16 protein-coding genes are annotated in these 16,016 nt (G+C 56.8%); 12 read left to right on the top strand and 4 right to left on the bottom strand.

Features of this window, described 5'->3' with window-relative positions; translation table 11 throughout:
• Positions 1 to 69 precede the first annotated feature (69 nt).
• Positions 70 to 744, top strand: a complete 675-nt coding sequence (locus tag ABIE11_RS02560) for a DUF3313 domain-containing protein (RefSeq protein ID WP_429183885.1) — start codon at positions 70 to 72, stop codon at positions 742 to 744.
• A 33-nt stretch (positions 745 to 777) separates the two neighbouring features.
• Here ABIE11_RS02560 and ABIE11_RS02565 read toward each other — a convergent pair whose 3' ends face one another.
• A complete protein-coding gene (locus ABIE11_RS02565; RefSeq protein ID WP_107703592.1) occupies positions 778 to 1,674 on the bottom strand; it encodes a DMT family transporter in 897 nt (298 codons plus the stop codon).
• Positions 1,675 to 1,844: 170 nt separating this feature from the next.
• Between ABIE11_RS02565 and ABIE11_RS02570 the strand changes: the two genes are divergently transcribed.
• On the top strand, positions 1,845 to 2,717 hold the full coding sequence (locus ABIE11_RS02570) for a helix-turn-helix transcriptional regulator (RefSeq protein ID WP_429183887.1): 873 nt from the start codon (positions 1,845 to 1,847) through the stop codon (positions 2,715 to 2,717).
• Here ABIE11_RS02570 and ABIE11_RS02575 read toward each other — a convergent pair.
• Positions 2,697 to 3,884 carry a benzoate/H(+) symporter BenE family transporter gene (locus ABIE11_RS02575; protein ID WP_429184260.1) on the bottom strand — a complete coding sequence of 396 codons (1,188 nt, stop codon included), beginning with the start codon at positions 3,882 to 3,884 and terminating at the stop codon, positions 2,697 to 2,699. The genes ABIE11_RS02570 and ABIE11_RS02575 overlap by 21 nt on opposite strands.
• A gap of 70 nt (positions 3,885 to 3,954) precedes the next feature.
• Between ABIE11_RS02575 and ABIE11_RS02580 the strand changes: the two genes are divergently transcribed.
• Complete coding sequence (locus tag ABIE11_RS02580; RefSeq protein ID WP_429183889.1) at positions 3,955 to 4,482, top strand: helix-turn-helix domain-containing protein; 528 nt, start codon at positions 3,955 to 3,957, stop codon at positions 4,480 to 4,482.
• An 80-nt stretch (positions 4,483 to 4,562) separates the two neighbouring features.
• Positions 4,563 to 6,527: a peptidase U32 family protein gene (locus ABIE11_RS02585; protein ID WP_429183891.1), complete on the top strand. Its 1,965-nt coding sequence runs from the start codon at positions 4,563 to 4,565 to the stop codon at positions 6,525 to 6,527.
• Here the strand turns inward: ABIE11_RS02585 and ABIE11_RS02590 are convergent, their stop codons facing one another.
• Positions 6,528 to 6,758, bottom strand: coding sequence for a DUF2554 family protein (locus tag ABIE11_RS02590; RefSeq protein ID WP_123427967.1), 231 nt, complete (start codon positions 6,756 to 6,758; stop codon positions 6,528 to 6,530).
• 244 nt (positions 6,759 to 7,002) lie between these two features.
• On the opposite strand from ABIE11_RS02590, the gene ABIE11_RS02595 reads away from it, so the two are divergent.
• Entirely contained in the window at positions 7,003 to 7,386 is a 384-nt protein-coding gene (locus ABIE11_RS02595; protein WP_429183894.1) for a hypothetical protein, read from the top strand.
• A gap of 161 nt (positions 7,387 to 7,547) precedes the next feature.
• On the opposite strand, the gene ftrA is transcribed toward ABIE11_RS02595, so the two are convergent.
• On the bottom strand, positions 7,548 to 8,564 hold the full coding sequence (gene ftrA / locus ABIE11_RS02600; RefSeq protein WP_429184261.1) for a transcriptional regulator FtrA: 1,017 nt from the start codon (positions 8,562 to 8,564) through the stop codon (positions 7,548 to 7,550).
• A 73-nt stretch (positions 8,565 to 8,637) separates the two neighbouring features.
• Here ftrA and ABIE11_RS02605 point away from each other — a divergent pair, with 73 nt between their 5' ends.
• The 7 genes from ABIE11_RS02605 (at position 8,638) to urtE (ending at position 15,951) form a co-directional block, all read left to right on the top strand.
• Positions 8,638 to 9,036: a rhodanese-like domain-containing protein gene (locus ABIE11_RS02605; protein ID WP_102103700.1), complete on the top strand. Its 399-nt coding sequence runs from the start codon at positions 8,638 to 8,640 to the stop codon at positions 9,034 to 9,036.
• A 159-nt stretch (positions 9,037 to 9,195) separates the two neighbouring features.
• Positions 9,196 to 10,299, top strand: coding sequence for a cobalamin-independent methionine synthase II family protein (locus ABIE11_RS02610; protein WP_129034895.1), 1,104 nt, complete (start codon positions 9,196 to 9,198; stop codon positions 10,297 to 10,299).
• Positions 10,300 to 10,502: 203 nt separating this feature from the next.
• On the top strand, positions 10,503 to 11,774 hold the full coding sequence (gene urtA / locus ABIE11_RS02615; RefSeq protein WP_100780193.1) for an urea ABC transporter substrate-binding protein: 1,272 nt from the start codon (positions 10,503 to 10,505) through the stop codon (positions 11,772 to 11,774).
• Between the two features lie 23 nt (positions 11,775 to 11,797).
• Positions 11,798 to 13,372, top strand: coding sequence for an urea ABC transporter permease subunit UrtB (urtB, locus tag ABIE11_RS02620; RefSeq protein ID WP_429183897.1), 1,575 nt, complete (start codon positions 11,798 to 11,800; stop codon positions 13,370 to 13,372).
• Positions 13,372 to 14,445: an urea ABC transporter permease subunit UrtC gene (gene urtC, locus ABIE11_RS02625; protein ID WP_429183899.1), complete on the top strand. Its 1,074-nt coding sequence runs from the start codon at positions 13,372 to 13,374 to the stop codon at positions 14,443 to 14,445. The genes urtB and urtC overlap by 1 nt, the downstream gene beginning before the upstream one ends.
• Positions 14,445 to 15,242, top strand: coding sequence for an urea ABC transporter ATP-binding protein UrtD (gene urtD / locus ABIE11_RS02630; protein WP_107703587.1), 798 nt, complete (start codon positions 14,445 to 14,447; stop codon positions 15,240 to 15,242). Before urtC ends, urtD begins: the two co-directional genes overlap by 1 nt.
• A 10-nt stretch (positions 15,243 to 15,252) precedes the next feature.
• Positions 15,253 to 15,951, top strand: a complete 699-nt coding sequence (urtE, locus tag ABIE11_RS02635; protein WP_100780189.1) for an urea ABC transporter ATP-binding subunit UrtE — start codon at positions 15,253 to 15,255, stop codon at positions 15,949 to 15,951.
• Positions 15,952 to 16,016 lie beyond the last annotated feature (65 nt).

A 16,016-nucleotide genomic window follows, 5' to 3' on the forward strand; every position in this document is an offset into this window, starting at 1 on the left:
CACAACAAACCCCTGATTCTTTTGCTATAACTTCATATGCATATCTGCACATAACAGGGATTCACAACCATGCGTACTCAGACTTTTTTTAAAGTTGCAGCGCTCTCTGGCCTGCTGGTTTTAGCGGGCTGCGCGTCCAAAGTGGCGCAACCCGATCAATATTCGGGCTTTTTGAAAGATTATTCAGGCTTGCAGCAGACAACGTCAGCAACGGGCAAACCGACGCTGCGCTGGGTAGATCCATCCTACAAACCGTCTAATTACGATAATATCGTCTGGAATCCAATCACCTATTATCCGGTGCCTAAACCAACTACTCAGGTAGGGCAAAAGTTACTGGACGATCTGCTGGCCTACACCAATACCAAAATGAAAGCGGCCATTGGCCAGACGAAACCGCTGGTGACAACACCAGGGCCACGTAGTCTGATCTTCCGCGGCGCGGTAACGGGTGTGAGTTCGAAGAGCGAAGGGCTGCAGTTCTATGAAGTGGTGCCGGTTGCGCTGGTGGTAGCGGGTACGCAAATGGCGACAGGACACCGCACGATGGACACCCATCTCTTCTTTGAAGGTGAGTTGATCGACGCCTCAACGGGCAAACCGGTGATCAAAGTGGTTCGTAAAGGCGAAGGGAAAGAGCTGAATAACGAAAATGCACCAATGACCGTGGCGACGCTGAAACAGGTCGTGGATGACATGGCGACGGATGCCACCATGTTTGATGTGAACAATACCAAAAAATAATCTGAAACCGGCGGCCTCACACCGCCGGTTTTTTTATGCCATCCGCAGACGCCTGAACCAGGTTTCTGGTCGGGTGAACATCACCAGGTTCCCCGTCAGTATCAGCAGTAATCCCGCCACCGCGTTCATGTGCCAGACGTAGCCCTCATACACCGTAGAAATCGACAGCGCGACCAGCGGGAACAGCAGGGTGCTGTAGGCCGCTTTGCCTGCACCAATGCGACCGACGAGGGTGAAGTACGCGCCAAAGGCAATCACAGATCCGAAGATCGCCAGATACAGCAGCGCACCGATGTAGCTCATGGTCCACTCGGGGACAAAGCTGTCGCCGCGCACCAGCGCAATCGCACCCATCACCAGCGTACCGTAGGTCATCGCCCAGGCGTTGGTGGTCATGGTTTCCAGACCGTTACGCTGATGGCGAAGGCTGATCATATTGCCCAGCGAGAAACCGTAAGTCCCAAGCGCTGACAGGCCGATACCCAGCAGCAGTTCGTGGCTCCAGCCGCTGGCCAGCAAATCGTCCCAGAAAAGGGTGATGATGCCGAGCAGCCCGAGGATCGCGGCGGCCCAGAAGCGCGCCGGTGGACGCTGGCCGAAGAAAATAAAGCTGTTAATGGCGTTATACAGCACCGCCATCGAAAAAATGACCGACTCCAGCCCGGTATTGATAAACTTCGCCGCCGTGTAAAAGCACCAGAAGTTGAAGCAAAACACGCAGCAGCCCTGAACCATACAGAACAGATGATCGCGCACTGCCAGTTTACGCAGACGCCCCAGCGCCAGCAGGACCAGCATCATCGCGGCGCTCGCCACGGCAAAGCGCCAGAAAATGGACACCGGCGCGGCAACCGGTCCTTGTTGCAGGAAAATCGCAATCCAGGTCGTCCCCCAGATCACCACCACCAGCCCATACAGAAGTGCGTTCATCGTTCTCTCTTATCAAAGGGTAAAAGTGAAGTGTGACCGGAACTGAACCGGCGCGCTTTCAGCCACTTGCGGCTCACTTGCAAATTCTTGCGCTTTTTTGTTTCCCCATGACTGGTATCGCGGGGCAACACTTCTTAGACTGTCGATCTGTTTACTTGTCAGTTACGGTTATGTCTCACGCTTACGACACCTTTGAAACCCTTCGCCAACAGAACGCCGTGCTGCGGGAGACGGTCGCCCTCAATTCGGGCATCCAGCTGGCGGCGTGGTACAACAAGCACGATACGGTGACGGTAAAAAGTAACCACCATACCCTGAGCCTGTATGTGGCGGACGGCTACGAGAGTTACCACAAAACGGCCAGCGGCTGGAAAAACGGCGGCGGGCCGGACCGTTTTTGCCTGATGCCAAAAGAGAGCGAGTCGAGCTGGGACATCCGCGACGATTTATCCTTTGTGCACCTCTACTGCACTGACGAGCACCTGCGCGAACTGGGTGAGAAGATCTGGGATAAAAGCCCGGCGGCGATTGCGCTGGATGAAAAAACCTTCGCCAGCGATCCTAAAATCGCGATGCTTTATCGCCAGTTTTTGCTCGGCTGCGACTGGCAGCAGCAGGCCAACCAGCTGACGCTCAGCACCGCCAGCACGTTGCTGCTGACCCACCTGATCCAGAACTATTCCAGCGTGCAGTGGAAGCTGCCCGTCGTCACTGGCTGCCTGTCGCCGTACGTGCTGCGCAACGTACTGGAGTATGTGAATAACCATCTCTCCCAGGCGTTAACGCTGGCTGAGCTGGCTGCGGTAGCGGCGTTGAGCGAATACCACTTTGCCCGCATGTTCCGCCAGTCGATGAATATGGCGCCGCATCAGTACGTCATGCAGCAGCGTATGGAAAAGGCGAAGAATCTGGTGCAGTTCACTCAGCAACCTTTGACCGACATCGCGCTGGCCTGCGGGTTTAGCTCGGCCAGCCATTTCAGCAATCGCTTTAAAGCGACCCTCGGATTAACCCCCTCGCAGCTACGCGCGGCGAAAGCGTGATAACACGACAAAACAGATCCCACCCGCGATAAGCCCCCAGAACGCCGACCCAATCCCGAGCAGTGTTACACCGCTGGCAGTCACCAGAAAAGTGACGATGGCCGCATCGCGCTCCGCCTCATGCTGTAACGCCTGATACAGACTGCCACTGATGGTGCCCAGCAACGCCAGCCCGGCCAGCGTCTGGATCCAGCTGAGCGGCAGCGCCGCCATCAGCGCGGTAATCGATCCGCCGAAAATGCCTGCCAGCAGATAAAACACGCCTGCTGCCGCCGCGGCCAGCCAGCGCTTGTTGGCGTCAGGATGCGCGTCCGGGCTTTGACAAATGGCGGCGGTGATCGCCGCGATGCAGATGGAAAAGACGCCAAACGGCGAGAACAGCAGGGCCAGTGCGCCGGTGAAAATGATCAGCGGCGAAACCGCGACCGGATATCCGGAGGCTTTCATGGTGGCGAAACCCGGCGCGTTTTGCGACGCCATGGTCACGAGAAAGAAAGGCAGGCCGATGCTAACGAGCGTGGTGAAGGTAAACTTCGGCGCGATAAATTCCGGAAGCACCACGCGAAAAGCAAGATTATCCGTGACAACGTCACCTCCCGCCCAGGCAGCCACACTTCCGACCAGCAGTGTAGCGACAATGGCATAGCGCGGCGCGAAGGCTTTTGCGACAAGCCACGCCAGCAGCATGCTTCCACACAGCAGAAAATGGCCCTCAAGATGACTGAACGCCTGCAGGCCAAAGCGCAGCAGCACACCGGCGAGCATCGCTGCTGCGAGAGTATGTGGGATAATTTTCATCAGCCGGGCGAACAGACCCGTCACGCCGCACAGCAGAATTAGCGTATTAGCGAAGATAAAAATGCCGATGGTTTCGGCAAGGGTGACGCCCTGCAGGCTGGTCGCCAGCAGCGCCGCGCCAGGCGTGGACCAGGCGGTAAGCACCGGCGATTTGTACCACAGGGAGAGGGCGAGCGTGCTTACCCCCATCCCGATGCCGAGCGCGGTCATCCAGCCTGCAATCTGTTGCGGCGTGGCGCCCGCTGCGGCCGCAGCCTGCCAGATGATGGCGGCAGAGCTAGCGTAGCCCACCAGCACGGCGACGAATCCGGCCAGCGCCGCCGGAAAAAGTGAGGAGGAAGGGCGCATAAAGACTCCGTTGTGCGTTATAGCGTCCGTGGGAATGTAGCACTGTGCGCTATAGCGTACAAGTGGTACACTCCCGGCAACGGGAGGATCTATGAATATCACTCAACATCTGGCGTCAACGCTGAAAAACGAGCGTCAGGCGCGTGGCTGGAGTCTGTCGAAGCTGGCGGACGAGACAGGCGTGTCGAAAGCGATGCTCGGGCAAATCGAGCGCAACGAGTCCAGCCCGACGGTTTCGACCCTGTGGAAAATCGCCACCGGTCTGAACGTCCCTTTCTCCGCCTTTATTACACCGGAAACGCACCCGCAGCCCGTCTTTGACCCGCAGCAGCAGGCGATGGTGGTCAAGCCGCTTTTCCCGTGGGACGAAACGCTAAAGTTTGACCACTTTTCGATTACCCTGGCGCCGGGCGCACTCAGTGAATCGACGCCGCACGAAGCGGGTGTAATTGAACATGTGGTGGTGATCAGTGGCGAACTGGAGATGTGTCTCGACGGCGTCTGGCGCACGATTTTGCCCGATTCCGGCGTGCGTTTTGTGGGCGATAAACCCCATGCCTACCGCAACAGCAGCGGGCAGACCGTGCACTTTCATTCGTTGATACATTATCCCCGCTAAAGGTACGCAAAACGGTTTCGCTGTCGTAGACTTCTGACTACAATAGCCGCCATTTTGACCATAACGGATAACGACGAAGTATGCGCCTGCAATCCCATCATCTTGAACTCTTAAGCCCGGCCCGTGACGCCTCCATCGCGCGTGAGGCGATCCTGCACGGTGCGGACGCGGTCTATATCGGCGGCCCGGGCTTTGGCGCTCGCCATAATGCCAGCAACAGCCTGCGCGATATCGCCGAGCTGGTGCCGTTTGCCCACCGTTTCGGTGCCAAAGTGTTCGTGACCCTGAACACCATTCTTCATGATGATGAACTTGAGCCTGCCCAGCGTCTGATTACCGATCTGTACCAGACCGGCGTTGATGCCCTGATCGTGCAGGACATGGGCGTGCTTGAGCTGGACATACCGCCGATTGAATTGCATGCCAGCACTCAATGCGATATCCGCACGGTTGAAAAAGCGAAGTTTCTCTCTGACGTCGGTTTTACCCAGATCGTGCTGGCGCGCGAGCTGAATCTGAACCAGATCCGCGATATCCACCAGGCGACCGACGCCACCATTGAATTCTTCATTCACGGCGCGCTGTGCGTGGCCTATTCCGGCCAGTGCAACATTTCCCACGCGCAGACCGGGCGCAGCGCGAACCGCGGCGACTGCTCTCAGGCGTGCCGTCTGCCGTACACCCTGAAAGACGATCAGGGCCGCGTTGTGGCGTTCGAAAAACACCTCCTGTCGATGAAAGACAACGACCAGACCGCCAACCTGGCGGCGCTGATCGACGCAGGCGTGCGCTCCTTCAAAATTGAAGGGCGCTATAAAGACATGAGCTACGTGAAAAACATCACCGCGCACTACCGCCAGATGCTGGATGCCATCATTGACGATCGCGGCGATCTGGCGCGCGCGTCTGCCGGGCGTACCGAGCATTTCTTTATTCCGTCGACGGATAAAACCTTCCACCGTGGCAGCACCGACTACTTTGTGAATGCGCGAAAAGGCGATATCGGCGCGTTCGATTCACCGAAATTTATCGGTCTGCCGGTGGGAGAAGTGCTGAAGGTCGCGAAAGACCATCTCGACGTGAAAGTGACCGAGACGCTCGCCAATGGCGACGGTCTGAATGTGATGATCAAACGTGAAATTGTCGGTTTCCGCGCTAATACAGTGGAGAAAACCGGCGAAAATCAGTATCGCATCTGGCCAAATGAAATGCCTGCCGATCTCTATAAAGCGCGTCCGAATGCGGCGCTCAATCGCAACCTGGACCACAACTGGCAGCAGGCGCTGCTGAAAACCTCCAGCGAACGTCGCATCGCCGTGGATATCGAACTGGGCGGCTGGGTAGAGCAGTTGATCCTGACCATGACCAGCGAAGATGGCGTGAGCGTGACTCATACTTTGGACGGTCAGTTTGAAGAGGCGAATAACGCCGAAAAAGCGTTGAACAGCCTGAAAGAGGGCGTGGCGAAGCTCGGGCAGACAATCTACTACGCGCGCGATATTCAGGTGAACCTGCCCTCCGCGCTGTTTGTTCCGAACAGCCTGTTGAACGCATTCCGTCGCGAAACGGCAGAGATGCTGGATGACGCGCGTCTGGCAAACTATCCGCGCGGCAGCCGTAAAGCGGTTTCTGTGCCTGCGCCGGTCTATCCGGACACCCACCTGTCGTTCCTTGCTAACGTCTACAACCACAAAGCGCGGGCGTTCTACCATCGCTATGGCGTGCAGCTGATCGACGCGGCCTATGAAGCGCATGAAGAGAAGGGCGATGTGCCGGTGATGATCACCAAACACTGCCTGCGCTTCGCCTTTAACCTGTGTCCGAAACAGGCGAAAGGCAGCATCAAAAGCTGGAAAGCAACGCCAATGCAGCTGGTGAACGGAGACGAAGTGTTAACGCTGAAATTTGACTGCCGTCCGTGTGAAATGCACGTCATTGGTAAGATGAAAAATCACATCTTTAAGATGCCACAGCCGGGTAGCGTGGTGGCATCTGTCAGCCCGGAAGATCTGATGAAAACCCTGCCAAAGCGTAAAGGGGTTTAATCAGCGAAAATGGGTCTCCGGTTTGCGCGATTTTAGCCAGTGATGGTGCTCGCGCAAACCCTCCGCCGACTCCTCCGCCACATACCGCAGTTCGTCGCTGTCCGCGCTATGACGCAACTGATGGTCGGCATTCTGTACCAACAGATATTCATGCCCTTTATGCCCCGCCATTAACTGACCCGAAAACAACGCGCAGGTCAGCAGTACGATTGATAAACACGTTTTAACCATTTCATCACCGCCGCGTAATATTTGCGGCTACTATGCCAATAGTTGCGTCGGGTTATTATTCGGATATTCAAACTAACGAAAAGAATTTGTCAGTTTTTTAGCGCCAAATTTGAATCAAGTCCAATAATGGACCCAGCATTTTTAAGGGAATTTCAGCGTGTTGAAGAACCTGCAAATAATAGGCGCTAGAAGATTGGGAGGATTCCGATATAATAAGCTTTTGACTATGGACCAGGTCGATCAAATGACAAAAGCATCCTCTCTTTCCGCCATCGGTATTGCTGTCGCAATTGTTGGCGCTGCCTATATGGGTTACGCGCACTTCCACGATAAACCCGATTATCTGCAAGCCGCTGAAACCCGAGTCAGCTCTTATCTCACCAGCGATTATGGCCGCGTATCCTGCAACAGCACGCAGGTGAAGGGCCAGCAGTGGCATCTTGAGTGCCACAACTTGGCGAAAAGCAAAAACTTCGAATATGACGTCTATCCTGCTGAAGAGGCGCCATATGCCGTATCACGCGCATTTTACCTTGAAGCGGTTAACGATAACGCCATTCAAAGCGCCAGTCAGGGGCTGATGAAATATCTGCAAATCAGTACAGCAGCGAATAATGTCCAGTCGTGATAATGCCGGATGGCGTTTGTTTAATATTCGTTTATGAAATGAATGGTAGTTTATTATGCGATCCGCTACCGGTTATGGAATACCGGACGTAGATACCAAAATACAAATCTATCCATGCAAGCATTTACCGCCAGATTATGGCGGTTTTTTTTGCGTTAAATTCAGCGAATATCGGCATGACACTGACGGGATAAATACTCTTTTCGGTATTGCGCAGGCGAAAGATCATACTGCTGGCGAAAATGGTGGCGCAGGGTAGCGGAATGGCCGAACCCGGTTTGTTCTGCGATGCTGTCGATACTTAAGCGGCTATTTTCCAGAAACTCCTTTGCCCGCAGCAGCCGTTCGTTCAGTAGCCAGCGCGCGGGCGTGGTTCCCGTGGCATTCGCAAAACGGCGCAGAAAGGTTCGCTCACTCATTCCCACACGACGCGCCAGCGAACTCACGCTGTGGTTCACCGTCAGCTGCTGATGCAGAAAATCAAACAGTTGCCCGAATCGCTGGCTCTCTCGCAATACCGCGACCGGACGGCTCACCTGCTGCGTTTGTGCGCCATCGCGATGCGGCTGAATCACCAGACGGTGCGCCACGCGGTTCGCTGCGTCCATCCCATAATCACGCCGGACGACGTGCAGGCACAGATCGATTCCGGCGGCGCTGCCCGCCGAGGTGAGAATTGTCCCTTCATCCTGATAAAGCACATCTTCAATCACCTCAATTGCCGGAAAGCGCGTTTTCAGTGTCTCTGTATAGCGCCAGTGCGTGGTGGCTTTTCGCCCGTCAAGCACGCCCGCTGCGGCCAGCACGAACACGCCGGAACAGATTGAGAGCAAATGGCAGCCGCACGCGTGGGCACGGCGAAGCGCCTCGCACAGTGCGGGCGGAACGGTTTCCTCCACACCGCGCCAGCCGGGAACGATAATCAGGTCGGCCTGTTCCAGAAGTGTTAAATCACCGTCTGCCACCATTCTGATCCCGCCCGTCGCCCGCAGCTCGCCTTGCTCCACGGAGGCCACGCTAAACCGATACCAGTCATCGCCCATTTCCGGGCGCGGCAGGCCGAAAATCTCGACCGCCACACCGAACTCGAAAGTACACAGACCGTCGTACGCCAGGGCAACCACCCGCGGGCGCGGGACCTGTCGTAAGTTTGTCATCATTTTGCTGTTTTCTGGCATAACCGCAGGCATTCACTGACTCAATTTTTGGATAACGTACTGTTAACACAAACGCCATACAGGAGAAAGTACCATGAGTTATGTCACTGAGTTTCCCGCCGCCGACCCACAAGAGTCTGTCGCCCATTTTCTGCGCCGTCTGAGCGTGGAAACGGACTGCGCCGACGTGCACCACGCCATTGCCAATCATCAGCAGGATTTTGTACTGCTGCACGTCGTGGGCCGCCCGGAGCAATTTGCCCGCCGTCATTTGCCGGGGGCGATCCATTTGCCCTGGTCGGCGATGAACGCCGAAACCATGGCGCAGTGGCCGCAGGATACCCTGTTTGTGGTGTACTGCGCCGGACCGCACTGCAACGGCGCAGACCGGGCGGCGCTGAAGCTTTCCCGTCTCGGCTTGCCGGTCAAAATCATGATCGGCGGCATTACAGGTTGGGAAGATGAAAACTTCGCCTTTGCCACGGATGACTGACCCGAAGATGAAAAAAATTCATCTGCCATGAAATTTTCTCGTTTGCTGCAACGCAGGGGTTATGACATCTTTTGGACATATAGCCATCCAGAAGTCTAAAACTTCAATTAATGAATTATCACTGTTGGCAATCAAATGCCAGCAGCAAAGGAGAGAATCATGCAACGACAACACGCCCCGTACCGTGCAGATGTGGTAGGCAGTTTTTTACGTCCCGATGCGATTAAAGAGGCGCGAGCGAAATTCGCCAGCGGTGAGATTGACGCCGGTCAGCTGCGTGCCGTTGAAAACGACGCCATCCGTCAGGTGGTAGAGCAGCAGTGCGCCTGCGGCCTGCACGTGGTGACGGACGGTGAGTTTCGTCGCGCCTGGTGGCACTTTGATTTCTTCGACGGTTTACAGGGCGTGGAACGCTACGATTCGAACCAGGGTATCCAGTTTAACGGCGTGCAGACCAAGGCCCACGGCGTGCGTGTTACCGGCAAACTGGGCTTTGGCGACCATCCGATGCTGGAAGATTTCCGCTATCTGAAAAGCATCAGTGGAAACGCCCAGCCGAAAATGACCATTCCAAGCCCGAGTGTGCTGCATTTCCGTGGCGGGCGTAAAGATATCGACGCGACGGTTTACCCGGAACTGGACGCCTATTTCGACGATCTGGCGACCACCTGGCGTGATGCGATCCATGCATTTTATGAAGCGGGCTGCCGGTATCTGCAGCTGGACGACACGGTCTGGGCCTATCTCTGTTCTGACGATCAACGCCGCCAGATCAAAGCGCGCGGGGACGATGCGGATCAGCTGGCCCGTACCTATGCCCGCGTGCTGAACAAAGCGCTGGAAGGCAAACCAGACGATCTGACCATCGGTCTGCATGTCTGTCGCGGCAATTTCCGCTCCACCTGGATCTCCGAAGGCGGTTATGAGCCGGTGGCCGAAGTGCTGTTTGGTTCGGTCAACGTGGACGCGTTCTTCCTCGAATATGACAACGACCGCAGCGGTGATTTCGCGCCGTTACGCTTTGTTCGTCCCGGCAAACAGCAGGTGGTGCTGGGCCTGATCACCACCAAAAATGGCGAACTGGAAAACCCGGAAGGGGTGAAAGCGCGCCTGGAAGAGGCGGCGCAATACGTGGCAAAAGAGCAGATTTGCCTCAGCCCGCAGTGCGGTTTTGCCTCGACCGAAGAGGGCAACACCCTGACGGAAACCCAGCAGTGGGACAAAGTGCGTCTGGTGACGCAGATCGCTGACGAAGTCTGGTAATTCTTCGGGCACAGCATTGCACTTTATTAATGCAGCGCTGTGCCATTCTGAGTCGTTTCCCGCCGTTTACTGCCTTTACTCCCCTGAAATTCCGCGATTTTCCATCCTGGCATCCTTTTTGCTCTCCTGAAAATGACACGTTTGATTCTGCGTCCAGATAGTACCGGACGTTTTCGCACAGCTTGTTTTTCAGGAGTGAAAATATGCACCGTCGTACCTTAATCAAAGCTTTCGCACTGTCTGCTTCCGTGGTCGCAATGGGGATGAGTTTCGGCGTGCAGGCTGCCGATACGATTAAAATCGGGATCATGCACTCGCTCTCCGGCACGATGGCGATCTCTGAGACGCCGCTGAAAGACGTGGCGCTGATGACCATTGATGAAATCAACGCCAAAGGCGGCGTGCTGGGTAAAAAGCTCGAACCGGTGGTGGTAGACCCGGCCTCTAACTGGCCGCTGTTTGCGGAAAAAGCGCGTCAGCTGTTAAGCCAGGATAAAGTCGCAGCGGTCTTTGGCTGCTGGACTTCTGTATCGCGCAAATCGGTATTACCGGTCTTCGAGGAGCTGAACGGGCTGCTGTTCTATCCGGTGCAGTATGAGGGCGAAGAAATGTCGCCAAACGTGTTTTATACCGGCGCGGCACCCAACCAGCAGGCCATTCCGGCGGTCGAGTATCTGATGGGTGAGGATGGCGGGAGTGCGAAACGCTTCTTCCTGCTGGGGACCGACTACGTTTACCCACGCACCACCAACAAAATCCTGCGCGCTTTCCTGCATTCCAAAGGGGTTCAGGATAAAGACATTGAAGAGGTCTACACCCCGTTTGGTCACAGCGATTACCAGACTATCGTCGCCAATATCAAGAAATTCTCCGCTGGGGGCAAAACGGCGGTGGTCTCCACCATCAACGGCGACTCTAACGTTCCATTCTATAAAGAGCTGGCAAACCAGGGCGTGAAAGCGACGGATGTGCCGGTGGTGGCGTTCTCCGTGGGTGAAGAGGAACTGCGCGGCATCGACGCTAAACCGCTGGTCGGCAACCTCGCCGCCTGGAACTACTTCGAGTCTGTCGATAACCCGACCAACCAGACGTTCGTCGCCGCGTATAAAGCCTACGCCAAAGCGCACAAACTGCCGAACGCCGATACGGTAGTGACTAACGATCCGATGGAAGCCACCTACGTGGGCATTCATATGTGGGCGCAGGCGGTAGAGAAAGCCGGTACCACCGACGTGGACAAAGTGCGTGCCGCCATGGCCGGACAATCCTTCAAAGCGCCGTCAGGCTTTACGCTGACCATGGATGAAACCAACCACCATCTGCATAAGCCGGTGATGATTGGCGAAATCGAAGGCGATGGCCAGTTCAACGTGGTCTGGCAGACCGATAAAACCGTCCGTGCTCAGCCGTGGAGCCCGTTCATTCAGGGCAATGATAAAAAGCCCGACCAGCCGATGAAAACCGCCAGTAACTAAGCCTAATCGCACGGAGAAAAGCCATGAGCGTAATGCGAATGTTCGTCGCAATAGTCTGGCTTGCCGGTCTGCTGCCAGGGATGGCGCAGGCGTCGGATGCAGACAACTTTGTCGTCGCAAGCCGCAGCCAGCAAACCGCATTGCTGGAACATTGGGCCGTCGCGCCGGATGTCAAACGCCTGCCGCTGTTGCAGGCCCTGCAAAAAGAGAACCTGTTTGCTGACGGGCAGAAGCACGCTTTTGCTCGCGTCAACGGCGAGATGGTCGCGCTGGGTGATGCGTCGACGGTATCGGGCGAGCCGAAAGCGGTCCGTCTGACCAACCGCCTGCGGGTGTTGGCCTCGACGGCGCTGTCCACGCACCTGCTCGCCAGTGACAACGTCACGCAAAGGGCGCGTGCCGCGCTTCAGTTGCAGCGCGATGCCACGCCGGACATGCTGAATATGTTGCAGCAACGTCTGCTCGTCGAGAAGGATGACGGCGTGCATCAGGCGCTGGAAGTGGCGCTGGCAAATCTCCAGCTGGTCAGCCCACAGGCGGAGGTGCGTTTGCAGGCGGTTGAGCTGCTGGGGCACTCAGCAGATCCGGAAACCCAGACCCGTCTGTTGCCTTATACCCAGCCCCAAATGGAACCCGACGCTCGCGTGCGCGAGGCGGCGCAAAACAGCCTGAGCAAAATCCAGCATCGTCTGCTGATAAGCGATCTGCTGGGGCAGGCCTTTATGGGGTTGTCGCTGGGGTCGGTACTGTTGCTGGCGGCGCTGGGACTTGCGATCACCTACGGCTTGCTGGGGGTGATCAATATGGCGCACGGCGAAATGTTGATGCTGGGCGCCTACTGCACGTGGATGGTTCAGCAAATGATGGCGCAGTTTATGCCCCAGTGGCTGGCATTTTACCCGGTGGTGGCGCTGCCGGTAGCCTTCCTGGTGACTGCCGGGATCGGTATGGCGCTGGAGCGCACGATTATTCGCCATCTCTACGGTCGACCGCTGGAAACGCTGCTCGCGACCTGGGGTATCAGCCTGATGATTATCCAGATTGTGCGCATGACCTTCGGCGCGCAGAACCTGGAAGTGGCTAACCCGGCGTGGCTGTCGGGGGGCGTGCAGGTGTTTGCCAATCTGATCCTGCCGTGGAACCGTCTGATAGTGCTGGGATTTGTACTGCTGGTCCTGTTCTTCACCTGGCTTATCCTCAACAAAACCCGCCTGGGGCTAAACGTACGGGCGGTGACGCAAAACCGCAGTATGGCTGCCTGCTGCGGGGTGCCGACCGGGCGCGTCGATATGCTGGCGTTTGGTCTGGGATCGGGGATCGCGGGATTGGGAGGCGTGGCGCTGTCGCAGCTCGGTAACGTCGGGCCGGAACTCGGACAGGGTTACATCATCGATTCGTTCCTCGTGGTGGTGCTGGGCGGTGTCGGCCAGCTGGCAGGCAGCGTGGCGGCGGCATTTGGCCTCGGGATCTTCAACAAAATTCTTGAACCGCAAATGGGTGCCGTGCTCGGCAAAATCCTGATTCTGGTGGCGATCATTCTGTTTATTCAGAAACGTCCTCAGGGGTTGTTTGCACTTAAAGGGAGGGTGACAGACTGATGAGCCAGCCGCTGACGTTAACCCTGGCGCGAAAAGCGCCACGCTTTATCCCGCTTTTTGGCAGCCTGATGCTTGCCATTTTGCTGGTTCTTCCGTTTCTGGCGCTGCTGCCGGCCAGCCATCCGCTGGCGGTTTCCACCTGGATGCTGACGCTTGTCGGGAAGATCCTCTGCTATGCGATCGTTGCCGTCGCCCTCGACCTGGTCTGGGGTTATGCCGGAATGCTCTCTCTGGGGCACGGTATTTTCTTTGCTCTCGGCGGGTATGCGATGGGGATGTACCTGATGCGTCAGGCGTCGGGCGAAAGCCTCCCGGCGTTTATGTCGTTTCTCTCCTGGAGCGAACTGCCGTGGTTCTGGTGGGGCACACAGCATTTTGCCTGGGCAATGCTGCTGGTGGTGATGATCCCCGGCCTGCTGGCGCTGATCTTCGGCTGGTTTGCCTTTCGCTCAAAAATCAAAGGGGTCTATTTTTCGATCATGACCCAGGCGCTGACCTACGCGGGCATGCTGCTGTTCTTTCGCAATGAAACCGGCTTTGGCGGCAACAACGGCTTTACCGGGTTTACCACGCTGCTGGGCTTCTCGGTAACGGCAACAACCACGCGTATCGCCCTGTTCCTGGCGACCGTTGTCCTGCTGGTGGCCTCGCTTGCCATCGGTTTTGCGCTGGCGAAGAGCAAATTTGGCCGCATCCTGACGGCGGTGCGCGATGCGGAAAATCGCCTGACGTTTTGCGGCTACGATCCGCGTGGTTTCAAACTGCTGGTCTGGACGCTTTCGGCGGTGCTGTGTGGGCTTGCCGGGGCGCTGTACGTCCCACAGGTGGGGATTATCAATCCCGGCGAAATGTCGCCAACGAACTCCATTGAAGCCGCGATTTGGGTGGCTCTCGGTGGGCGAGGAACGCTGGTTGGCCCGGTGATTGGCGCGGCGCTGGTCAACGGTGCGAAAAGCTATTTCACCGTGGCGATGCCGGAATACTGGCAGCTGTTTCTCGGCGGAATTTTTATCGCCGTCACGCTCTTTGTACCGCGCGGCGTCTACGGGCTTTTTCGTAAGGGAGAGAAATAATGCAGCCAGCCGAAGGACTCTTTACCCGGCAGTTGCCCGGCGACCGCTTTCGCGATCAGACCGACCCGGTGCTCCAGCTGGAGTCGATTAACGTCAATTTCGACGGTTTTCAGGCGCTGACGGATTTGTCGCTCAACATTGGCGTGGGTGAATTGCGTTGCGTCATTGGGCCTAACGGCGCGGGGAAAACCACGCTGATGGACGTGATTACAGGCAAAACGCGGCCACAAAGCGGGCGGGCGATTTACGATCAGTCGATAGATTTAACGGGTCTCGATCCGGCGGCGATTGCACGTCAGGGGATCGGGCGCAAATTCCAGAAACCGACCGTGTTCGAAGCCCTGACGGTGTGGGAAAACCTGGAGCTGGCAATGAAAGGCGACAAATCCGTGTGGGCCAGCCTGCGCGCGCGTTTGACGTCAGAGCAGAGCGATCGTATCCACGAGATGTTAACGCTGCTGCGCCTGAGCGCCGAGCGCGACCGGCGCGCCGGGATGCTCTCTCACGGGCAAAAGCAGTTTCTGGAAATCGGCATGCTGCTGGTGCAGGAGCCGCATTTGCTGCTGCTCGATGAGCCTGCCGCCGGGATGACCGATGCGGAAACCGAATATTCGGCAGAGCTGTTTCGCACGCTTGCCGGGAAACACTCCCTGATGGTGGTCGAGCACGACATGGGCTTTGTTGAAACCATCGCCGATCACGTCACCGTTCTGCATCAGGGGCGAGTGCTGGCGGAAGGCTCGCTGCGTGAGGTGCAGGCCAACGAGCAGGTGATTGAAGTCTATCTGGGACGCTAAAGGAGCCGTCATGCTACAGGTTAACGAACTGAATCAATATTACGGCGGCAGCCACATTTTACGCGGCGTGAGTTTTGATGCGCCCGGCGGGGAGGTCACTTGCTTGCTCGGGCGCAACGGCGTGGGAAAAACAACCTTACTCAAATGCCTGATGGGGCTGATTCCGGCGCGCAGCGGGGAGATTGTCTGGCAGGGCAAAACCATCACTCACGCCAGGCCGCACCATCGCGTGCAGTCTGGCGTGGCGTACGTGCCGCAGGGGCGTGAGATTTTTCCGCGTCTGACGGTGGAAGAAAACCTGCTGCTGGGCATGTCGCGTTTCTCCGCGCGAGAGGCGAAAAGCGTCCCGGAGGATATCTGGCAGCTGTTTCCGGTGCTCAAAGAGATGAAGCACCGTCGCGGGGGCGATCTTTCTGGCGGGCAACAGCAGCAGCTGGCAATTGGCCGCGCGCTGGCAAGCCGTCCGCAGCTGCTGATCCTCGATGAGCCAACAGAAGGTATTCAGCCGTCAGTGATTAAAGAGATTGGCGTGGTGATCCGCCAGCTCGCCAGCCGGGGCGATATGGCGATTTTACTGGTGGAGCAGTTCTATGATTTTGCCGCGGAACTGGCGGATAACTATCTGCTGATGTCGCGCGGAAGCATCATTCAGCGCGGGCGCGGTGAGAACATGGAGCAGGAGGGCGTTCGCGGCTTAGTGGCGATCTGAGGGTTATTGTTTTTTGAAATGTTATATTATAACATTCGCATTCTCATAACATGGAGTGAGGATCG

The organism is Lelliottia sp. 489 (genome assembly GCF_050435885.1).
GTDB lineage: Bacteria > Pseudomonadota > Gammaproteobacteria > Enterobacterales > Enterobacteriaceae > Enterobacter > Enterobacter nimipressuralis.